Source organism: Streptomyces sp. NPDC040432 (assembly GCF_055595445.1).
Genome location: NZ_JBVIVP010000008.1, coordinates 233,015 through 253,828 on the forward strand (window position 1 = coordinate 233,015; position 20,814 = coordinate 253,828).

At 71.3% G+C, this 20,814-nt stretch carries 19 protein-coding genes and 1 pseudogene; 6 read left to right on the forward strand and 14 right to left on the reverse strand.

Annotated elements, in window-relative coordinates:
- Positions 1 to 119: 119 nt before the first annotated feature.
- The 4 genes from ACZ58N_RS19860 to ACZ58N_RS19875 all read right to left on the reverse strand — a co-directional run bounded on the left by ACZ58N_RS19860 (position 120) and on the right by ACZ58N_RS19875 (position 3,089).
- Entirely contained in the window at positions 120 to 614 is a 495-nt protein-coding gene (locus tag ACZ58N_RS19860; protein WP_471161356.1) for a hypothetical protein, read from the reverse strand.
- A gap of 305 nt (positions 615 to 919) precedes the next feature.
- Positions 920 to 1,285, reverse strand: coding sequence for a hypothetical protein (locus tag ACZ58N_RS19865; protein WP_471161357.1), 366 nt, complete (start codon positions 1,283 to 1,285; stop codon positions 920 to 922).
- Between the two features lie 88 nt (positions 1,286 to 1,373).
- Positions 1,374 to 1,895: a GNAT family N-acetyltransferase gene (locus ACZ58N_RS19870; RefSeq protein WP_471161360.1), complete on the reverse strand. Its 522-nt coding sequence runs from the start codon at positions 1,893 to 1,895 to the stop codon at positions 1,374 to 1,376.
- 270 nt (positions 1,896 to 2,165) lie between these two features.
- Positions 2,166 to 3,089 carry a LysR family transcriptional regulator gene (locus ACZ58N_RS19875; RefSeq protein WP_471161363.1) on the reverse strand — a complete coding sequence of 308 codons (924 nt, stop codon included), beginning with the start codon at positions 3,087 to 3,089 and terminating at the stop codon, positions 2,166 to 2,168.
- A 94-nt stretch (positions 3,090 to 3,183) separates the two neighbouring features.
- On the opposite strand from ACZ58N_RS19875, the gene lpdA reads away from it, so the two are divergent.
- The gene (gene lpdA / locus ACZ58N_RS19880) at positions 3,184 to 4,593 is read left to right on the forward strand and encodes a dihydrolipoyl dehydrogenase (protein ID WP_471161365.1); all 1,410 of its coding nucleotides are present in this window, start codon (positions 3,184 to 3,186) and stop codon (positions 4,591 to 4,593) included.
- A gap of 109 nt (positions 4,594 to 4,702) precedes the next feature.
- On the opposite strand, the gene ACZ58N_RS19885 is transcribed toward lpdA, so the two are convergent.
- Positions 4,703 to 5,761 (reverse strand): chitinase, encoded by a 1,059-nt coding sequence (locus ACZ58N_RS19885; protein WP_471161455.1) that lies wholly within the window; start codon positions 5,759 to 5,761, stop codon positions 4,703 to 4,705.
- Positions 5,762 to 5,857: 96 nt separating this feature from the next.
- Positions 5,858 to 6,718, reverse strand: a pseudogene (locus ACZ58N_RS19890) (carbohydrate binding domain-containing protein); the annotation flags it as partial.
- Here ACZ58N_RS19890 and ACZ58N_RS19895 point away from each other — a divergent pair.
- Positions 6,717 to 7,451 carry a class I SAM-dependent methyltransferase gene (locus tag ACZ58N_RS19895; RefSeq protein ID WP_471161367.1) on the forward strand — a complete coding sequence of 245 codons (735 nt, stop codon included), beginning with the start codon at positions 6,717 to 6,719 and terminating at the stop codon, positions 7,449 to 7,451. The pseudogene ACZ58N_RS19890 and the gene ACZ58N_RS19895 sit on opposite strands and share 2 nt — an antisense overlap.
- Positions 7,452 to 7,595: 144 nt before the next feature.
- Here the strand turns inward: ACZ58N_RS19895 and ACZ58N_RS19900 are convergent, their stop codons facing one another.
- Positions 7,596 to 8,282, reverse strand: coding sequence for a DUF4232 domain-containing protein (locus ACZ58N_RS19900; protein ID WP_471161370.1), 687 nt, complete (start codon positions 8,280 to 8,282; stop codon positions 7,596 to 7,598).
- A 554-nt stretch (positions 8,283 to 8,836) separates the two neighbouring features.
- Here ACZ58N_RS19900 and ACZ58N_RS19905 point away from each other — a divergent pair.
- Positions 8,837 to 9,748, forward strand: a complete 912-nt coding sequence (locus ACZ58N_RS19905; RefSeq protein ID WP_471161372.1) for a helix-turn-helix transcriptional regulator — start codon at positions 8,837 to 8,839, stop codon at positions 9,746 to 9,748.
- 60 nt (positions 9,749 to 9,808) lie between these two features.
- Here the strand turns inward: ACZ58N_RS19905 and ACZ58N_RS19910 are convergent, their stop codons facing one another.
- From ACZ58N_RS19910 to ACZ58N_RS19930, 5 genes are all read right to left on the reverse strand, one after another.
- Complete coding sequence (locus ACZ58N_RS19910; RefSeq protein ID WP_471161376.1) at positions 9,809 to 10,189, reverse strand: STAS domain-containing protein; 381 nt, start codon at positions 10,187 to 10,189, stop codon at positions 9,809 to 9,811.
- Between the two features lie 620 nt (positions 10,190 to 10,809).
- Positions 10,810 to 12,216, reverse strand: a complete 1,407-nt coding sequence (locus tag ACZ58N_RS19915) for an oxygenase MpaB family protein (protein ID WP_471161378.1) — start codon at positions 12,214 to 12,216, stop codon at positions 10,810 to 10,812.
- 86 nt (positions 12,217 to 12,302) lie between these two features.
- Positions 12,303 to 12,908: an N-acetylmuramoyl-L-alanine amidase gene (locus ACZ58N_RS19920; RefSeq protein WP_471161380.1), complete on the reverse strand. Its 606-nt coding sequence runs from the start codon at positions 12,906 to 12,908 to the stop codon at positions 12,303 to 12,305.
- 29 nt (positions 12,909 to 12,937) lie between these two features.
- On the reverse strand, positions 12,938 to 13,585 hold the full coding sequence (locus tag ACZ58N_RS19925) for a peptidoglycan DD-metalloendopeptidase family protein (RefSeq protein WP_471161383.1): 648 nt from the start codon (positions 13,583 to 13,585) through the stop codon (positions 12,938 to 12,940).
- Positions 13,586 to 14,680: 1,095 nt separating this feature from the next.
- Positions 14,681 to 16,591: a helix-turn-helix domain-containing protein gene (locus ACZ58N_RS19930; protein ID WP_471161386.1), complete on the reverse strand. Its 1,911-nt coding sequence runs from the start codon at positions 16,589 to 16,591 to the stop codon at positions 14,681 to 14,683.
- Between the two features lie 720 nt (positions 16,592 to 17,311).
- Here ACZ58N_RS19930 and ACZ58N_RS19935 point away from each other — a divergent pair.
- Together ACZ58N_RS19935 and ACZ58N_RS19940 are read left to right on the forward strand one after the other, a co-directional pair.
- Positions 17,312 to 17,806 carry a helix-turn-helix domain-containing protein gene (locus ACZ58N_RS19935; protein ID WP_471161389.1) on the forward strand — a complete coding sequence of 165 codons (495 nt, stop codon included), beginning with the start codon at positions 17,312 to 17,314 and terminating at the stop codon, positions 17,804 to 17,806.
- A gap of 41 nt (positions 17,807 to 17,847) precedes the next feature.
- Positions 17,848 to 18,570, forward strand: a complete 723-nt coding sequence (locus tag ACZ58N_RS19940; protein WP_471161392.1) for a hypothetical protein — start codon at positions 17,848 to 17,850, stop codon at positions 18,568 to 18,570.
- Between the two features lie 85 nt (positions 18,571 to 18,655).
- Here the strand turns inward: ACZ58N_RS19940 and ACZ58N_RS19945 are convergent, their stop codons facing one another.
- Positions 18,656 to 19,846, reverse strand: a complete 1,191-nt coding sequence (locus ACZ58N_RS19945) for a cytochrome P450 family protein (protein ID WP_471161395.1) — start codon at positions 19,844 to 19,846, stop codon at positions 18,656 to 18,658.
- Between the two features lie 283 nt (positions 19,847 to 20,129).
- Here ACZ58N_RS19945 and ACZ58N_RS19950 point away from each other — a divergent pair, with 283 nt between their 5' ends.
- A complete protein-coding gene (locus ACZ58N_RS19950) occupies positions 20,130 to 20,390 on the forward strand; it encodes a zinc finger domain-containing protein (RefSeq protein WP_471161458.1) in 261 nt (86 codons plus the stop codon).
- Here ACZ58N_RS19950 and ACZ58N_RS19955 read toward each other — a convergent pair.
- A complete protein-coding gene (locus ACZ58N_RS19955) occupies positions 20,329 to 20,772 on the reverse strand; it encodes a hypothetical protein (protein WP_471161398.1) in 444 nt (147 codons plus the stop codon). The two genes, ACZ58N_RS19950 and ACZ58N_RS19955, sit on opposite strands and share 62 nt — an antisense overlap.
- Between the last annotated feature and the right edge of the window lie 42 nt (positions 20,773 to 20,814).

Below are 20,814 nucleotides of genomic sequence, written 5' to 3' on the forward strand. Positions count from 1 at the left end.
CGTACGAGGTGCGCGTCGTACCGCGTCCGCGCGGCGGTTCGGCCGCGCCGATCACACTACGTCAGTCCAAGGCGGCCTAGCCGCGACAACCAGCGGGTCACACCACGCGTCGGTGGCGATCAGGCCGCGAAACATCCGAAGTCCTCGTTGTCACGGCTCCGGTACTGCTCCGGTGATTCATCCTTCCCGTCGCCGAACACCATTTTCCCTGCCGCGAGTTGCTCGGGCCGAAAGGTGACGTACCCGGATACCGGACCGTCGGAGGACATGTTCGTCCTGACGGCGTACGTGGTTCCCGGGACGAGTGGGGTGGTCATGGGGAGAAGGCTCGTGAAACCCGCCGGTGTTTCACCGATGGCGATGCGCTTCGAGAGGTTGCCCTCAGTGGCTTTGATGTGCCACATCAGCTTGCCGGGGTCATCTGCGGTGGCCTCGCCCGTCTCCTCGTAGAGCCCCACCTCGGCGACTCCGTCCGCTTCGGTGCCGGGGCAGTCGCGCCAGCCGATCACCGGGGTGGAGACGCCGCCACCGATGAAGAGCGGGTTGTGCTTGGCCCCGCATCCGCTCAGCAGCAGTACGAGCCCCGCAACGATCGCCGCTCTCCCCCGTTTCATGCCGGGAGTGTACGTGTTCGAGGCCCGACGGATCACTGACCCGTCGGTGGCGAAACACGAAGGTCCCGACCTCCGGGAGGAGGTCGGGACCTTGATCGAGCGCTGGGCAGGCCTTGCACCTGCATTCCCCCACGGGAAGTGGGGTGTCTTTCCTTGGACCACCAACGCCTGACTCGTCGGTCGATTTCCGCAACCGTGAGCTCAAGATCAACCATACACCAACCGACACCTCCGTCGGCGGCGATCCGACGGCGGTGAAGTGGCGAAGTCCGCGGCGCTCGTGGCGGACTGCAGGAACGCGTGGACTACCCGTCGAGGTATCGGTGGCGGGTGTCGGCGGGCAGGATGAACAGTTCACCGTCGCGGACCTGCCATTCGCTCGTCCCGTCGACTTCGTCGCTGACGAGAAACAGTCCCCGCACGCGGTCCCCGTCGTCATCGGAAGCCGGCATCCGAGCGATCTCCCTGATCTGCTCCCCGAACCGGTCCAGGGCCCACGTTCGGATGTCGGCGCCGTAGAAGACGTAGTGGGTCCAATTGATGTGCCGGCGCGGCGCACCCCACCCGTTGGAGTAGCGGTCGTCCTCATGGGACGAGACGATCTCCCGGAGGGAGTCGAGTTGTGTCCCGTCGCACTCCAGCCATCCTCTGATCGACACGTACGCACCCATCGACGCGTCCTCCCCCTCTCTCGCCGCTGCTTCCGGCGTCCACGATGTGTTCCGACAGTGCGCCCGGGCCGGCGCCGGAGCCGGGGTATCAGGGGGTGTCGGGCCTGTACGTGAAGCCGGTCAGCGGCCCGAGGACCTTCCAGTCGAGCGTTTCGTAGAGCGCGCGGCCCGGGACGGTCGCGCCAAGGATGCCGGTATCCACACCGTGCTCGACGGCCGCGTTGGTGAGTGCGCCCATCACGATCGTCCCGAGGCCGCGGCGCCGGTGCGCCTCCTCGGTGACGATCTGGTCGAAGACGCAGGTGGCGCCGGTCCGACCGATCCGGCCGCGCGCGGCGAGGCCGCCGTCGGCCGCCAGGACGCGCACCTCCACGACATCGTCGACCGCTTCCGTGGTGATGCCGTAGCCGTCGGGCACGCGCACGGCGGACGGGCGCAGGTCCACGGCCATCAGGAAACCGGGCTCGATGGGCTCCCACTCCGGTGGGAACCACGGCTGCATGGCCTCCGGCTCCAGGAAGCCCTTGATGCAGGTGGTCGGACGGGTGATCGCGCCGACGAGTCCGCGCACGGTCTCGTCATCGGCGTCGTCGAGCAGGACGTGACGCACCGCTTGGTTGGGCAGCCCGGCCTGGATGCTCAGCCCCCAAGGTGCGTCCGTCGGTCGCGGCGTCCCCCGCGAGACGGCCCACCCGTCGACCCACGCACGCGCGATTCCCCACATTCGAACACCCCTCCAAGTAATGACTGACACATGACTGGGGATGTTACACACGTGGGGTGACAATGGTCGCTGACCATCGTCCGACCCTCCCCCAAGGGCTCGGCGGACACCTCCGGACGTCGCCGTCGGCCCGGCCCCCGTCCGCGTTCCGAGCCCCTACCCGGACGGTCGGGCGGCGTCGACCGCGGGGCAGGCATCGGGCAGCGCCCGGGCCCCGGCGAACAGTTGGGCGAAGGCGTCGGCAGCACCCGTCAGCGGGACCCGGGAGAAGAGCGCCAGTGGGCGGTGCCACGAGGGGTCGAGGGAGAGCAGGGCGCAGTCCTCGCCGACCGCTCCGCGGACCATGTGGGCGGGCGCCACGACGATCCCCACCCCGGCGGCCGCCATCCGTACCGCCGTCGACGTGTGTTCCGTACGCATCACCGTGCGCGGGGCGTATCCGACCGACCCGCACGCCCGGTCGATCACGAGCTGCCCGTCGATGACGGGTTCCATGGCGCAGCGGATCCAGTCCCGGTCCGCCAGCTCGGCGAGGCGCACCGCGCCGCGTCCGGCGAGCGGGTCGTCGAACGGGACGACGAGGACCAGCTCCTCCCGTCCGATCCGCCGCACCGGGCCGGTCCACCTCGCGGGTTCGGGACCGACGGCGAGGTCCGCGACGCCACGCTCCAGTTGTTCCTCCAGCGCTTCCGTGGAGCCGTACTCGCGCAGCACCAGGGCCACTCCCGGGTGCAGGGTCCGCCACCGGGCTGCGATGCCCGGCAGTACGCCGACGGCCAACGCGTGGACGGTGGCGATGTGCAGTTCGCCGCCGGCCACGCCCGCCGCCGCGCGGGCGGCCCGTTCCGCCTGACGGGCGCTGCGGACGGCGAGTTGGGCGTGCGGAAGGAAGGCGCGGCCCATCGGGGTGAGCCCCACCCCGCGCGGCATGCGTTCCAGGAGGGCACCACCCACGGTCTTCTCCAACGCCTTGACCTGGTGGGACAGGGCGGGCTGGGTGACGTGGAGGATGTCGGCGGCCCGGGTGAAGGAGGACTCCTCCACGACGGCGAGGAAGTACTCCATCTGACGCAGGCTCATGATCGGCCAGTCTAGGGAACCCATAGAGAGCGTGCATGGAGTCCAGAAGATCATTGCCTTGGACTCGTTCCAACGGCTGCCGCACGCTGGGCACATGACCAACGACAACAGCGTGGACGTGATCGTGATCGGCGGCGGGACCGGTGGCTACAGCACCGCCCTGCGCGCCGCGGCCCTCGGACTGACCGTCCTGCTCGCCGAACGCGACAAGGTCGGCGGGACCTGTCTGCACCGCGGCTGCATTCCCAGCAAGGCGATGCTGCACGCGGCCGAACTCGTCGACGGGGTGACCGAGGCTCGGGAGCGTTGGGGGGTGCGCGCGCACGTGGAGGCGGTCGACTGGCAGGCGCTGACGGCGACGCGGGACGACATCGTCGGGCGCAACCACAGGGGCGTGGAGGGGCATCTGGAGCACGCCGGGGTACGGGTGGTGCGCTGCGGGGTGCGGCTGACCGGGCCCCGGTCCGTACGGACCGGGGACGGCCGGGAGTTCACCGCAGGTCGGGGGATCGTCCTCGCCACCGGGTCCCGGCCGCGCGTCCTGCCCGGGCTTGAGCCCGACGGGCGGACGGTCGTCACCAGCGACGACGCGCTGTTCGCCCCCGGGCTGCCGGCTTCGGTCCTGGTCCTGGGTGGCGGTGCGATCGGCGTGGAGTACGCCTCGTTCCACCGGTCGATGGGCGCCGAGGTGACCCTCGTGGAGGCCGCGGACCGGCTGGTTCCGCTGGAGGACGCGGACGTGTCCCGGCACTTGGCGCGGGGCTTGAGGAAGCGGGGCATCGACGTGCGGACGGGTGCCCGGTTGGAGGGCGCGGAGGTCTCCGACGGACACGTACGGGCCACCGTACGGACCGCCCGCGGCGAGCTGCGGGAGGTGCGGGCGGAGCGGCTGCTGGTGGCGGTGGGTCGGGTGCCGGTCACCGACGGGCTCGGCCTGGAGGCGGCCGGACTGACCACCGACGAACGGGGGTTCGTGGCGCCCGCCGACTGGTCGCGGCTGGAGACCGCCGTCCCGGGCATCCACGTGGTGGGCGACCTGCTGCCGCCGCCGTCCCCGGGGTTGGCCCACGCCTCCTTCGCGGAGGGGATGTTGGTGGCGGAGACCCTGGCCGGAGCGGCGGGCCCACCGGTGGACCACGCGGCCGTGCCGCGGGTCACTTACTCGTCTCCGCAGACCGCCGCCGTCGGCCTGACGGAGGCGCAGGCACGCGAGGCGTCGTACGACGTCGTGGTCAACACGATGCCGCTCACCGCGGTCGCCAAGGGCATGGTGCACGGGCAGGGCGGCATGGTGAAGGTGGTCGCGGAGCGCGGCGGCCGCGTACTGGGCGTGCACCTGGTCGGCCCGCACGTGTCGGAGATGATCGCCGAGAGTCAGCTGATCGTGGGCTGGGAGGCGGAGCCGGCGGACGTGGCTCACCACGTCCATGCCCATCCCACGCTGTCGGAGGCGGTCGGGGAGGCGTTCCTCACCCTCGCGGGCCGGGGCCTCCACCAGCAGTAGCCGGGACACCACCGGCCCACGATCAGTCCGACCCGCTCGCCGTATCACCCCCCGCGCGTCCCGGCTCGTCCACGTCGGGGTCGAACCGGGCGGAGTGCCTACCGGCAGCTCAACGACCTTGTACGGACTTCACGTTGTCGCCGAACGTCCAGCCCTTCGAGCCGTCCCAGTTGACCGACCACGTCATCAGCCCCTTCAGCGAGCCGCCGAAGGCGTTCCACGACTGGCCGACGAGGCTCGGAGCCATGTGACCGCCGCCCGCGCCGGGTTGGGCGGGCAGGCCGGGCACCTGCTTGTCGTAGGGCACCTTGATGGTGGTTCCCTGGATGGTCAGCCCGTTGTTCAGGCACGTGGTCTGCGCGGTGAAGCCCTGCACCGTCCCGGCCTGGTAGGAGTCGCCCGAGCAGCCGTACATGCTGCCGTTGTAGTACTGCATGTTGAGCCACCACAGCCGGCCGTTGTCGGCGTACTTCTTGATGATCGGCAGGTAGGAGCCCCAGATCGATCCGTAGGTGACGCTCCCGCCGGTGACGTACGCGGTCTCGGGTGCCATCGTGAGACCGAAGCCCGCGGGCATCTGGGCCAGCACTCCATCGATGATGCGCACCAGGTTGGCCTGGGAGGCGGAGAGGGTGTTGATGTTGCCGCTGCCGGTGAGGCCGGTCTCGATGTCGATGTCGATGCCGTCGAAGTTGTACTTCTTCAGGATCGGGACGACGGTCGCCACGAACCGGTCGGCGACGGCACTGGAGTTCAGGTCGATGCCCGCGGTGGCGCCTCCGATCGACATCAGGATCGTCGCTCCGGCCGCCTTGGCCCGGCACATTTCGGCGGGGGTGGCGACCTTGACGCCGGTGTCCATGCCGTCCTGCCACAGGACGGTGCCGTCCGAGAGGATCACGGGGAAGGCGGCGTTGAGAACGTTGTAGCCGTGCGCGGGGATCCTGCTGTCCGTGATGGGTATCCACCCCATTCCGGGATGGACACCGTTCGCGGCGCCGTCCCAGTTCTCCCAGTACCCCTGCAGGACCTTGCCGGACGGCTTGGGCTTCGTGGCGCAGGACTCATCCGACGGAGGGGTGGTGGTGGGGGTCGGGGTGGGCGTGGGGGTCGGTGTAGGGGTGGGCGTGGGGGTCGGCGTCGGGGTGCCGCCGCCGGGGCCGACCAGTGACACGTCGTCCGCGTGGTAGGCGGACTGCCCGTACCAACCGTGCAGGTAGACGGTCACCGAGGTGGTGCTCGGGCCGGTGGTGAAGCCGACGGCGAGCCGGCTGTACGACGGACTGTTCGGAGTCCAGGTGGAACCGGCGCCTGTGACGCCGGTTCCGGTGGCGCCGAGGTGGACGTAGCTGCCTTGGACCCAGGCGCTGAGCGTGTACGCGGAGTTGGGCTGCACGCTCACCGTCTGGCTGCACCGGGCGGTGTCGGAGCCGGTGGGCGTGGCCTTGAGGGCGGCGGAGCCGGAATGCACCGGAGCGGCGACGACGGAGCCGGAACCGCCGGAGCAGGTCCAGCCGGAAAGTCCGCTTTCGAAACCGGAGTTGGCAACCGGTTCGGCGGTGACGGCTCCGGCCGAGCCGGTACCGGACACCGCGACGCCGGTGCCGATCACCGCGGCGGCGCTCACCCCGGCCAGGGAACGCACGAAGGCCGACGCTCCGCGTCGGGCGCGGCCGGTGGCTCGGTCCGGGCGACCGGCGGCTCCGCGACCGGGTTCCCGAAGAGGGTGGACATCGCCGCTGTGGCGCGAAGTACGCGAGCTCCGACGGAACATGGAGTGCTCCCTTCCCGCTGGACGCCATGGACATGGCCTGCGCGTGGGGGCGCGACGCCCGGCTCCGGGTGAGGTGGGGACAGGTGGGGCTGTGCCGGTCCGGATCGTATGGGGGCCGGAGGGGCCGGTCAATAGGTATGGACCAATGCCGAAGTGGGAGTCAGTGGTCGGGGTGAGTGCCCCCGACCACTGCCGCCCACCGCAGGACGCCCCGCTTTCGAACACGGGCACCGACTGCGGACCGTTCGGGTGAGAGTCGGCCGAGGCCACCCGGGGTAGCCACCTGCCAGGCGAACCCCGACGCACGACACCACCGCCCACCGCCCACCGCCCACCGCAGGGAGATTCCATGACCGTGTCCGACCGCTACCGCACCGCTTGGGACGGCTTCTGGGAGCAGAGCTCGGGCGAACCGGGCGAACCCTTCTGGGACGCGGACGCGGCCCTGACGGCGAAGCGCGACCTCGACCACCTCGCCCCGTACGCCGACCACTCGCTCCCCATCGCCGACCTCGGGTGCGGCAACGGCACCCAGACGCGCTTCCTCGCCACCCGCTTCGCCGGCGCCATCGGCGTCGACCTCTCCGCAGCGGCGGTCGCCCACGCCCGCCGCACCGACCCCGAGGGCACCGCCGCGTACGAACAGCTCAACCTCGCCGACCCGATCCAGACCGGCGCCCTGCACGAGCGCCTCGGCGATACGAACGTCTACATGCGGGCCGTCCTGCACCAGAGCGACCCCGAAGACCGCCCCGCGGTCGCCGCCGCGGTCGCCCGGCTGGTCGGCGCGCACGGCCGCGCCCTCGTCCTGGAGCCGACCGGCGAGGCCAAGGAGGTCATCGCCGCCATCGCGGCGCAGCCCGGTGGCCCCTCCCCGAAGCTGCGCCGCGTCAAGGAACACGACCTGCGTCCCGGCGAGGTCACCGAGGGCGAGGTCGCCGCCCTGCTGCGCGCGGCCGGCCTCACCGTCCTCGACGAGGGCACCACCACCCTCGCCATGAGCGAGGCCCGCCCGGACGGCTCACCGGTGGAACTCCCGGCCACCTGGTTCGTCGCCGGCCGACGTCGACCCGCCGCCCCCTGATGGCCGCGCCGACCGGTCCGTCCGGGCACCGGCGCGGGCACCGGTTCCTCGGCTCCGCGCTCCGGCCCCCGCGTCGAAGGCGCCGTGCGGGTCGTGGCGGCCGGGGGTGAGCGGGCGGCCCGCGCATCGCGCGGAGGCCGCCGGTCAGCCGCCCTGGCCGGCGCTTCCGATCGGGCCGACCTTGATCGGGGAGCCGGTACCGTCCGTGACGGGCAGGGTGGCGGCTCCGGGCCAGGTGAGGGTGACCGCCTTCGTCTCGTCCGGCGGGGTCACCACGAGCCCCGTGACGCGGACGCCGGAGCCTCCCGTCGTGTTGAGCGGGTAGGTGACGCCGAAGGAGACGGCCGCGCCCTTCTTCAGGACGGTCGGGCCGGGGTGCTCACCGGTGCGCTGCGCCGACAGCGATCCCGCGCCGGTCTTCACGTCGACGCCCGCGTACTCGGAGAGCGTGCAGTCCTTGCCGCCGCGGTTCTTCAGCCGGACCGCGACGGTGCCGTCGGCGTCCCCTCCGATCGTGCTGTCGATCGCCGTGATCTCCAGGTCGTCGGTGCGGCACCTACCGGCCTTGGCGGTCCCGGTGGAACCGGACGCGGCGGTCGTACCCTTCCCGTCGGACCCCGTACCGGCCGAGGCACTGCCGGCGTTCCCGTCCGAACCTCCCGGGCCCGAACCGCCGCCCGAGGGTGAGGGGGAGGATCCGGAGGGCGCCCCGGGGGTGGACGTGGACGCCGGGCCGCCCCGCGCCGCGCCGTCCCCGCCGTTCCCGCAGGCGGTGAGCGAGAGACCGGCCGCAACGGCCAGGCCTACGAAGGTGAGCTGGTTGACGCGCATCGTTGCTTCCTCGGAATCGGTTTGCGGTGTCGGCCGCTGGGGTCGGGTACGGGTGGGTACGAGCGAGCGTTGCCGATCATCAGGACCGTCCCGGCCGGTGAGCCGTTCCCCTCGACCGCCCCCTCATACGTTCCTGTTACACACACCGCCCGGCGCACCGCACCGGAGAACGCCTCCGACCGGGTGCGACGTCGGTTCCCGGCGCGGTTTCCCACCCCGCGGGGGTCGCGGTCCGCCGGGACGGACCCGTGACGTGGCGGTTCTTGACGCGGCGGTGGCATGCCCTCCTCAACCGCGTTCCGCCGCCGTACGGTCGGGAACCTCGGTGGCGGGGCGGTCTCGTGACGACCCCTCGGGCAAGGGGTCCTCTCGCCTTGCGGAAGGTGATCGGGAAGGCTGGGACGGTTGACCCGATCGAAGCCTGGCTGCGGACGAGGCGCGGTGGGGGCCCGTGGGACTGCGCGGCGTCCCGTCGCCGCCTCGTGCCCGCGGAAGCACATCCTGTGCCCCGCGGGCCTGGGCCCGGCCCGGACGAGTGGGTGAGCATGGAACGGATGCTGTTCAGCAGCGAGAGCCTTGAGAAGACGGAGGCGTTCCTGTCCTCCGCGTACACGCCCATGACGATCAGTGGCCTCCCCGAGCACACCGGTGCCCGCATCGAGCGGCGTGCCGCCGGCGGTCTGCACGTGGACCGTCTCGCCTTCTACTTCACGATGGCGTACGACGCGGGACCGCTGGAGAAGCTCTGCCTGATCACGGTCGACCGCGGGGTGCACACCAGCGGCTCCGACGTGTGCGGACCCGGCGGGACGTTCCTCGTGGCCCTGCCCGGCCGGCCCTACGCCGGTGAGGTCCGCGCCGCCCGCTACACGATCACGATGTTCGACGCCGGCCTGCTGGACCAGGTCACCGGGGGCGGCGAACAGGTCCGGCTCTCGGGGCGGACCGCGCTCGGCCCGGCGGAGCACCGGATGCCGGGTCGGACGGTCGCACACGTCCGCGACACGTTGCCGCAGCCCGGTTTCGCCGACCAGCCCCTCCTCACCGGTACGGCTGCCCGCCTACTGGCCGCCACCACGCTCAGCTGTCTGCCCCACACCCGCGTCGACGCCGTGTACGACCGCACCGGCTCGCGCGACGGCACCAGCGACACCCTGCGGCGGGCCGTCACGTTCATCGAGGAGAACGCCCACCGCGACATCGGGCTCGCGGAGATCGCGGCGGCGGTCCCGGTCACTCCGCGTGCCGTGCAGTACGCCTTCTCCCGGTACTCCACGACCACCCCGCTCGGGCATCTGCGCAGGGTGCGGCCGGCCCGCGCCCACGAGGAACTGAGGGCCGCCCCGTCCCCGCGGACCACCGTGACCGCCGTCGCCCTTCGCTGGGGCTTCCCGCACCGGGGACGATTCGCCGCGGCGTACCGCGAGGCGTACGGCGTCACCCCCGGCACCACCCTGCGCGGCTGAGCCGCACGACCGCGGGGTGCGGGCCGTTCGGATCCGTCGAGAACGTGACCGCACCCCGGCTCACCCCGGGTACGCGGTGCAGGGCCGTTGGTCGGGGGCGTGGCGATGCGCGGCCGGGACCGTACCGAAGAGCGTGTCGGTTCCGGTCAGCGTCAGCAGGACCCGTAGGTCGCGGCCGGCCGCGGTCACCGCGAAGGCGACGCCGCGGGCCTCCGCGGCGCGCCGGACGGTCAGGAGTTCGTTCAGGCAGGCCGATGAGCAGAACGTGAGACCCGAGCCGTCGACTTCCAGGCGGTTCGGGGCCGGTTCGGCCGCGAGCGCGTCGTGCAGCACCGTACGCAGGACGGGACACGTGTCGTTGTCGGCTTCTCCGGCAACCTCCACCCGAAGCACACCCGGCTCGACCTCCGTCAGGTTCGCCCGCAGCGGTGTGTCCTTCACGACCCGTCCTCCGTCCACGAGGCGGCGCCCCGTATTCCCCGACGATGCACCGCGGCCCCACCCGTCGGCAGCCCCCGGAACGAAACATCGCGCCGGGACCATCCACGGAACGAAGCCGTCGCGCGGGTCTCGGCCCGGTGGGGCCCGGTTCGGCCGGCTTCGATTCGGCCGGTCGGGCACGTGCCGCGCCGATCCCCGCGCCGCCCCTTCGCCCCCTCCGGCCGTCGTCCGGTGCTCGGACCGTTCGAAGGACGGGGCACCGGACCCGTGGCTCCTACGGTCGAGGGGCGACGCCCGATCGGACATCGCCCCCACAACGGAGGAGACGGCCATGGCCCCCCACATCGACAGCCCCCGGACCGACACCCACGGCCTCCCGGCGGCACTCACTCTGGATCTCCGCCCCTCGGCGGCCCGCTCGGCCGGCCACGACAAACGAGCCTGTGTGTGCGGCTGGAACTGTTTCACCCGGGCCTCGGATGCGCAGGCCCCCTTGCGCACCTGCTGACCCGGCGACGAACGACGCTCCCGACGGCCCGCCCACCCGGTCGCGCGGGCCCGTCGGGCGCCTCGGGGGCTTCGGGTCGAAGCGGGTTCCGGCGCGCCCGCCCCTCCCGAGGTCAGGGGCGGCCCAGGAGTGCCACGCCCGCCGCCGTGTCCGCGCGGGCGGTGAAGAAGTCGGTGAACGCGGCGACGAACTCCTCCTCGCTGATCCGTCCGTCGCCGTCCGCGTCCAACTGTCGGAAGGCATCGTTCAGTTCGGCGGGGTGCACACGGGGCCCTCCGAACAGCACGCGGTACTCGTCGGCGCACAGGTGCCCGCTCCCGTCGGTGTCGACGGCCCGGAACAGGGCGCGCACCGCGGGCCCGAGACCGCGATCGATGTAGTCCGGATCACGATCGACACCCGCGAGCATCGCGGTGACGAACTCCGCGCACTCAACCGCCCCGTCTCCGTCCGCGTCCATTCCTTCCCGCAGTTGCCGCCACCACGTCTCGAAGGCGGAATAGAGCGGGTCCTCGCGTTCGACGGGCAGTTCCAGCTGCCAGCACACGTTGTGGACCATCGCCTGGAGGTCGGCACTGTCCACCCGCCCGTCACCGGTCTGGTCGAGCACCTGGTGGAAGAACGCCTCCAGCCGGGCCGGACGGGAGTCGACGGTACGGGGCCGGGGCAGACGTGCGGCCGCAGCGGGGCGCCGGGATGCGGCTCGCGGTGCGTCACCGTCGGAGTGTCCGCGGTAGCGCATGCGGTCGGGCAGGCGCGTCATCACCTGCCGCATGCCGCGGTGCACCGTCCAGGAGAGGGCGGCGGCCGTTCGGGTTCGGGGCATCGCGAACCGCTCGTGCCAGGCGGGTGGCAGGTCGGCGACGGTCAGGGTGGTCAGTACGCTCGCGGCGACGGCACGCATCAGTGGCCAGGCGGGGTGCAGCCGTCCGAGGCGGCGGGGGGCGGGAGCCTCGCGCAGCATGTCGAAGAGCAGGTAGCGGACCTGGTCGCCGCATTCCAGAACCTCGCGGACCGTCCGGTCGACGTACGCGGGCACGTCGGCGGCGGTCGCCGGGAGGGCATCGTCGGGGATGCCGAGCTCCGCGCAGACCTCCTTGAACTCCGCGTACAACGTGTCGAGTTCACGGGCCCCGAGGGGATCGCCCGAGAGTTCGCGCATGGCTGTCATGGCCTCGTACAGGGTCACCATCACCCAGGCGCGGACGTGCGGGTCCTCGGCGTCGTACGGGCGGCCCGCGTCGTCGGTGCCGCGGATGCGGCGGTGTGCGCGCTCCAGTCGTGCGACCTCGCGCCGGCGTTCTTCGGGAGTGGCGAAGAACAGTCGGCTTCCGCTGTCCATGGTGTGCTCGATCCGCCGCCAGGGATGGGCCCGGTAGGTGGAGTAGCGGGCGGTTCCGGCGGCGACGGCCGGGTGCGCGGTCTGCAGGACGAGAAGTCGCCACGCCACCAACCCGATGCGCCATTCGCCGAGGGTCAGGCGCAACAGGCCGGCGGCGGGTGCGGGGTTCGGTGTCACGTGCTGCTCCTCGATGTGGGTCGACGGGAGCACAACGCGGCAACGGCACGGGAGGTTGCGGTGATCGTCCCGGCTCCGTGCCCGGCTCATGCCAGCCGGCGTGCCACGGCGGAACGGACGGCACCCATCGTGATGCCGGGTCCTCTCGGGTCCACCTTGCCCGGCTGCCACTCCGCGTGACCGATCACCGACGTGTCGCCGGTCGTGCCCCAGCCGTGGGCCCGGCACAGCGCCGCGCACACCCGCACGATGGCGTCCACCTGCTCGGGCGGCCAGGGGTCCTGCCCGTCACCCAGGTTCTCGCACTCGAAGCCGTAGAAGTGCCGATTGCCGTCCGTCGTCGCCTCCGCGGCCCCTGGCAGCGCGCCCTCGGCCCGGACGGCGGCGAGTACGGCCGGGTCGCCGAGGCCGGCGTGGTTGACGCGGCCGTACCCGACGAGGTGCAGGGTGCCGTCCTTGCCGATCACACCGTGGCACAGCGGCCCGGGCAGGTTCCCGTGCCCGCCGGAGCAGAGCCGCACGGTTGCCTCGATGCCCTTCGTCACGGTGTGGTGCACCATCACTCCGTGCACGGGCCCCCACCGGCCCTTGTGGTCGCGGTTGTGGGTGCGCCAGCCGGGGCACTCCACGATCTTGACGCCTTCGTTCACGAGCGCGGCCAGGAAGGCGTCACAACTGAGCGGATCGGCCAACGTGACCTCCGGCGCCGGGGTGGTCGTGGTTATCGGGGCGGTAGCTTCAGCTTCTGGCCGACCTCGATGCGGTCGGGATCGGTGATGCCGTTGAGTCGGGCGATCTCCGGATACCGGCCCGCGTTGCCGAGTTTCGCCAGTGCGATTCCGGACAGGGTGTCCCCCGCCTTGACGGTGTACGCGGCGGAGGTCCTGGTCGCCGCAGGGCGGCCGGCCGCCTTCTTGGCGACGGGCTTGCGCACGGTGCTCTTCTTCGTCCCGGCCTTCGCCCCGGCTTTCGCCACGCCCTTGCCGGCCAGGTACGCCATGGGGTCGGTGTGGCCGTTGTAGGTGTTGGCAGTCCGCGTCTCGAAGTGCAGGTGGGGCCCGGTCACGTTGCCGGTCGCACCGGACAGGCCCAGCCGCAGGCCGCCGCTCACGCTCTGACCGGCCTTGACGTCGACCTTGCTGAGGTGCGCGTACAGGGTGAAGCGTCCGTCCTCCATCCGGAGGATCACACAGTTCCCGTACGCGCCCTGGTCCCCGGCCACCACCACGGTGCCCGGGCCGACCGCCGTGACCGGGGTGCCGGAGGGACATCCGAAGTCCACCCCGGTGTGGAAGCCGGCCGCCCAGCCACCGGGCTGCCGGTACTTCGCGGTGATCCGCCCCTTGGCCACGGGCATCTGCCAGGTCATCGGCCGGGTCCTCTCGTCCGGGGCCCGCGCGTTCGCGCGCACCCCTGCCAGCCTGGGCCGGGAGGTTCCGGAACTCACCCGGGAAGACGCCGAACGGGTGAAGCGCCCCCGCTCGGGCCGCCGGGGGCTTCCCGCGGGTCGTCCGGGGGAAGCGGCTCCCGCCACTCCCCCGGCACCCGTCCTCCGGTGTTCAAGGCGACCGGATCGCCGCAAGCACGCCGTCACCCGCTTCCGGGTCCACCTCCGTGCCGTACACCCCCGTGGTCCGGCACTGCGCGATTTCTCGAACCGTGACTTCCGAATGCTGGTCGGGCTGTGCTTGCTCCGACAACGTTACGCAGCCGCGGAATGGCCCACCATTGCGCAGATGCACAATCCGAGGAGTACGACCTGTGGGTTCTGCACCACGGCTCACACATATGCACCCGAGGTGCACATGGCACAGCTCCGATCCTTCGGAGTTGCACATCGGGCACACCACGGAGAAAAGCCGGCCTCTTTTTCGGCGCGTCCCGACATCGCGCCGCGCCACTTTTCAGCCACCAGGTTCGCTTTCGGATTCAACGAATCACGCACACCCCGACCCGGATTCACCGAGGTAATTCCGGTCAACTATTCTGCACCTTTTCGGCCATGCGGAGGTGCCCCCGCGCACGCCGATGTCGCCTGGGTTTCACGTTCCTACCTGCGGATTCTTTGCGTCCTGCACCGGCTGAGCCCTACGCACCCGTTCCACGGATTCCCCACGGACGCCCAGCCGCCACCCGCACCATTCGCTTCGTCCGGCCACGCGGGAAGAAAGGGTTTTTCCAGCCGATCTTTATGCTCCTGCCGGCCGAAAACAAAGGTCGCGGAGCGGGCTTCGAGGCGCCCCGGGCAAATCAGCGTCGACCCTCACGAAATGGTTTCGAGCAGCGGATGCAGCACGACAGGCGGCATCATCACGGCGGGCCGGTCCGATTTCGTTCAGCCGACGGAAAAGCACATGCCCACAGCGCATGTCCGTTCCGTTCCTCAGCCGTGGAACGGAACGCCCGAATGGGGCCGGCACCCGGTCCGGGGCACGACCGCCCTGTCCCCCGCGGGCCGATCCGTTCAGGCGGCCGCGCAGAGCTCGCGGGACGAGTCCGGAAGCCGAGGGGCGCCGGACATGAGGTTCAGTGCGAACAGCAGATCGCGCATGCCGCTCAGCGAGGACAGGTCACGCGACAGGTGCCCTTCCAGCGCCCTGATGTGCGAGCGGACCGTGGCCTCCGACAGGCCGAGTTCGCGCGCGGTGGCCTCCAGGTGCGCGTCGAACGTGAGCCAGGCCGTCGCCGTACCGAGCAGGTCGCGCCTGTCCGCGCAGGCGGGCCGCAACAGCACCTCGGCCCACGCACGGATCTGCGGGCCGTCGAGCAGCCCCCGGAGCGTGGGCTCCCCGACTTCGAGGCACCCACCGGTGGGCTCGGGCAACTCCCGCTGGGTGACGATCTCCAGCGCCAGGGCGACGGTGATGCGGTCCGTCAGGGCGGCGAAGTCCCTGTCGAGCAGTTCGGCGGCGCGGGCCACCCGCCGGGTGACGGTGTTGCGGTGCAGGTCCAGACGGCGCGCGGCCACGGTGTAGGGGTAGGCCAGGGCGGTGGGGAGCGTCTCGCGGAGCAGTTCCCACTGGGTGTCGACCTGCATGAGGGGACTCAGCAACCGGCGGGCCCACACCTGGGCGTCGTGTGCCGGAAGCAGACTCACCAGGTCGGTGTCCTGAACGGAAAGGGCGACGGAGTCGGGCTGGTGGACGGCGAACCGTTGGGCGGTGCTCGCCTCGTGCAGGGCGCGGGCGAGGAGGGACATGGAGTAGACCCCGCTGCCGCCCAGCGAGGCCTCGGCGCCGAGTACGGAGACCAGCCGGGTCAGTTCGACGGCCACCTTGTCGTCCGTCTCGTCGGCCCGGACCGGGTGGATCACCAGGATCCGGTCGTGCCGGCGCGCGTCGGCGACGACCATGGCGCGGCCGGCCGTGATGGCCTCGCAGCGGCGCACGGCGGCGTCGCGTCGACTGGGCGAGGTCTCCACGACGAAGACGCGGGCGGTCTCGGGGTCAAGCAGCCCCGGCGCCAGGCTCCTCATGACCCGGCGGGCCTTGGACACCTCGCCGTCCAGCAGGAGTTCGGCCGCGGCGCCACGTGCGTCGCGGACGGCGTCGGATGCCGCCCGGTACTCGCGGCGCGCCTGGTCCACCAGCCCCAGGAGTTTGGCGGCCTGCCGCAGCAGTCGCAGATCGGCGTCGTCGAAGGGCGTGCGCCGGGCCACGGCGAGGACCGTGTCGGCGGCGGAGGAGGGGCCGAGGGAGATGAGCCGGGTGTGCGGTCCGGAGCGGGCGTCAGGAGCGCCGCCGTCGACGGATTGACGGATGATCGCCTGGGCGAGTTCCTGCGCCGCCGTGGCCGGCGACGCGACGAGGACACGGTCGGGTTCGCTGACCATCACCTGCACGTCGAGGGCGCGGGCGAGCCAGTCGGCGATGCGTTGCATGGCTCTGTGGTCGGCGAGTCGGGCCGGCAGTTCCTGTACGAGCGAGGCGAGTTGAGCGGCCCGTCGCTCGGCGCAAGCGACCCGGGACTCCTGGATGGCTTCGTGCACCCCTTGCCACCGTTCCGCGGGCGCGGCGGTGAGGAGGAGGGGAATGCCCAGCCGGTCCGCCAGGTCCAACAGGGGCTGCGGGTAGGGCTGACGGGCGCCCGGAGCGGCGCTGACGATCAGGCCGGCGCAGCCGTCACGGCTCATGCGCCGCAGCAGTAGTTCCAGCACGATGGTGATGCGACCGCGCAGGCGGAACGGGACGGTGTCGGCGATCAGCACGACGAAGCCGTCGGGCAGCGTGGACGGCGCCCCTTCCTCCAGGAGCTTCTCCGGGGTCATCGAGAGGACACCCGTCACCTCCACCGCCCGGGCGGGAGCGGAGCACTGGCTGAAGAATGTCAGTTCGAGCTCGGGGTTGCGGGTGGGCAGCGTGCCCAGGGTTGGCATCGAGCGCTCCTCGAAGCAGTCCGGAAGTTGTCGCGTGGGTGCCCCGTGCCGTACAGGGAGCTGCACGGGCACCTCGGTCACGACCTCATGCCTGCTCTCCCGCGAGCCTCACGTGCTCACCCGGATGCGGCAGGGACCCTGACTCGAAACGCACCGTGCGCGAACGGCGCTCGGGCATGCTGGGAAGCGGTCGCGCCGGCACGGTCGGAGTGGTCGGACGGGGTCGGACGCGCAGGTGGTCACGACCGCGGAGCCCACCATCGAGGACGGGAGTGGAGCCGTTGACGTGTCGTCGGAGGCGGCCGGGCGAGAAACGCACGTCCCCGCGGCCGTTCCCGACGCCCGGTCACGGTCTCTGAATGTCAACTCCGGAATCAACTGCCCCCCTGTATGGTGCAACGCCGACCGCGTGGGTACGCGCCGCACGATGTGCGGCCGACCAGCGGCCGGTCGCTCCTCCACCCCGTGTCCAACCTGCGGGGACGTCTCGAAGGAGGGGCCGTCACGGCAGTTCGGCGTCCCCTCGCGCGCAGGCCCGACATCCCGCGCACACGCAGGTGCGCAAGGTTGCGTTCCCTATCGGGATACTGCCTTCCACACCCCAGCGTGTCAACTAAAGTACACAGGCGTAGGCCCAGACAGAGCGAGAGACCGGTACGTGGTTGTGTGCATGCATCAGCAGGACGTCCTTCGGGCCGTGAGCGGCACTTTCCGCCTGGCGTGAGCGGCGACCGTCCGTCGATCGCGGACAAACTCAAGGCCCTCATGACCGGCCTGCGGGGCCGTAGCCACACGTCCAGGTCGCTCTCGGAATCCGTCGACGCCCTGCCCGACGGCCATCCTTCGCTGTCCCATGCCGCCATCGCCAAGATCGCCAACGGTTCGCAGACCAACCCGACCGTCGGCACCCTGCTGGCCCTGTGCGAAGCTCTGGGCGTCCCACCCGCCCACCTCCTCCCGCACGAGGCCTACGACGACCTTGAGGCGCTGGAGGCGTTCGAAAACCCTCTCGCGCGACACGTCCTGGCCCTGCTGAACGGTCTCCCGGAGAGCGAACTGTCGGGCGTCATCAAAGATTTGGAACGGCGAAGGGCCCACGTCGGCCTGGATCCGGTTCCACCCCGAGCGGCCGTCACGCCGCCGGGCAAGCGCCGGCGACGGCGGAAACCGGATGAGGCCGCTCACTATGCGGCCGACTCGTTGGAAGGGCTGTAGTAGTGGACGGCATAGTCTTCGGGACGTGCACACTGGCCGGCTTGCTGGTCACCGCGCTCTGCACGCGCAGGGCTCTGGGAAATCCCCGGGTCTCCACATGGGCCATCGCCATCGCGTTCGGGGTGTGCACACTGGGCGTCCTGTTCGCCGTTCCCGTCGTGGCCCGGGCCGCGGAGGACGTCACCGGCGTCGTCAACATCGGCAAGCTCATCGCGCACGTCTGCGCGATCCTCTGGTGCGCCGCACTGCAGATCACCATGGTGGACCTGGCCTACCGCCCCGAGTACGTGAAGTCGGCCATCTTCCACCGGGGCTTCGCCGCCGTGGTCGAGCTCGCGATCATGGTGCCGCTGTTCCTGGCGACGAACGCGCCCGACATCGCGTTCACGACCGCCCACGCCGACAACCCCAAGGTCGCGGCGTACCTCCTGCTCTACCTCTCGTACGTCATGGTCACCTGCGGGGAGTTGGCGTTCATGTGCGCCAGGACGGCGCGCCGCAACTGGGGCATCCGGCCCTGGAGCGGCGCCGGATTCTCCTTGTCCGCCATGGCGGCCGTCCTCGGACTGGCCTACGCCCTGACCAAGGGGAGCTACATCATCTTCTACACCCTCGACAGGCCGTGGTCGCTCAAGACCGAGGAGTTCGTCAGCCCCACCCTGAGCGGCCTCGCGGTGATCTTCCTCTTCGCCGGCCTGACGCTCCCCATGATGGGCGCCTTCCGGGAGCGGCTCCGTCAGAAGAAGGCCCTGGCCTCGGGATAGACCCCCTACCCCTCGTCGGTCCGCCACGAGCCCTGTCCGTGCCGCCAGGGCGTGGGCAGGGCTCGTGGCCGTTCCCCACGCCGCGTCAGGGCGATTCGCACACCGCTTCGTAGCGCACCGACAGCTCCTTCAGGCCGCGGGAGCGAAGCGACCGGCGCCATTGCGGGGTCGGATCCACCAACTCCAGCGTGGCGTAACGCTCCAGGAGGGCCGCGAGGGCGATCTCCACCTCCGCGCGGGCCAGCGGGCCGCCGAGGCAGTAGTGGATGCCGTGGCCGAGCGCCAGGTGACCGGAGGTGTCACGGTCGAGGTCCAGGGCGTCGGGCTGCGGGAAGCGCGCCGGATCCCGGTTGGCCGCCGACAGGGACACGAGCACCGTCTCCCCCGCCCCCACCGTGACACCGCCGATGGTCAGGTCCTCGGTGGCGAACCTACGGATCGCGAGCAGCGCAGGACCTTCCAGTCGGGCGAATTCGGCCACCGCGGCGGGAAGTCGGGAGGGATCCTTGCGGAGCAGCGCCAGCTGGTCCGGATGCGTCAGGAGGGTGTGGATCGCGTTGCCGATCAGCTGGGCGGTGTTCTCGTAGCCGGCGAACAGGACGAGGAAGGCGACCGACATCAGCTCGTCCTCGCCGAGGCGGTCCCCCTCGGCGTCCCGGACCGCGATCAGATCGGACAGCAGGTCGTCGGCGGGCCGGCTCCGCTTGTGCGCCATGAGCTCGGTGAGGAAGCCGAGCATCGCCACCAGCGCCTCCTTCACCGCCTGCGGTCGCGCGGGGTCCGGCGCCACCAGCGCCTCCGTCCAAGCACGGAAGTCCACGCGCCGGTCCTCGGGAATCCCCAGCAGGTCACAGATCACGATGATCGGCAGCGAGAACGCGTAACCGGCCAGCAGGTCCGTGCTGCCGGCCGGCCCGAGCCGGTCCAGGAGCCGGTCGGCGGTCTCGCGGATCGGCGTCCGCAGTTGCTCCACCCGCCGCGCGGTGAAGGCTCGGGCCACCAGCCCGCGAATGCGCGTGTGGTCCGGCGGATCCATGTTGAGGAGGTTGGCGTCCAACGCCGGCGGGAGCGCGAAGCCCCGGTAGGTTCCCTCCGCGGCGTTGGACTTGTCCAGGGACAGCCTCGGGTCGGTGAGCGCCGCACGGACGTCCTCGTACCGGGTGACGAGCCACGCGGGCGTGCCGTCGGTGCCCGGGATGCGGCACACCGGCGCGGTGTCCCTGAGCCTGTCGTAGACGGAGTACGGGTGCTCTATCAGTTCGCCCTGAAGATCCATGATCCCACCCTAGAACGTGGCGCGTACCTCCCGAACGGGGCCCACAGGACCCCCGGCGTGCACCAACGGCACCTCCTCCGCGGGTTCGACGCCGTCCTTCTCCTCGAACTGATCTTGAACTGCGAAATTGTGGGAACGGTGAGGTGAGAGATCGATTCTCCGTACGCTGCCGCCGCACAAGGAGCCGCACTCCATGAGCACCACCCAGGCCCGGCTCGCCCACCAGCCGCCTCAAGCCGCCCCCGCGCCCGCCGTCCCGCCCTACTCGTGGGGACTCGACGCGATGCTGGACGCGGTGTACGAGACGCACCGCCGTTTCCGGCACGGCGCCTACGCCGTGCCGTGCCCGGACTGTCGCGCGGCGGCCGGCGAACTGTGCCTGGCGCGGCGGAGCGTGCACGCCGCACGCAGGCAGGCCCACCGGGACGGATCGGCGCGGAACGAGCAGAACGCGGGCCCGGTGGCGGCGGTCGGCCCTGCGATCAGGAGGCGGGGGGTGTCGCGGTGTGGTCCGGATGGCCGTGGGTTCGCCGCATCGTCTTGAGGCGGGCCTCCAGGAGGTGGTCGCGTCCGCCGGCCAGTTCGTCGACGGCGTCCCGTTCGACGGCGGCGAAGGGACGGTAGTAGGTGGAGTCGTAGGCCTCGACGATCTGGAACGTCCAGTGGCCCGGGATCACGTTGCGGCCCACGATTTCCCGTTCCACCCGCCGGGCGTGCTCCTCGTGGCCCGCCTCGCGCAGCAGCCGGGCCGCTTCGCCGAGTTCGAAGTCCGCCGTCCCCGTCAGTTGGTGGAAGCCGTAGAGGTGGCCGCGGGCCCGCTCCGTCGTCTCCAGCGCCTTCGAAAGCGCGCCCAGGGCGCGCACCGTCCTCTCGTCGACACCCTCGGGCACCTGGTGTGCCGGATCCATCTCGCGATTGCCGTCCATGAAGGTGTTCTGCCCGAGGAGCGCCGCGCCGAACGGCCCGTT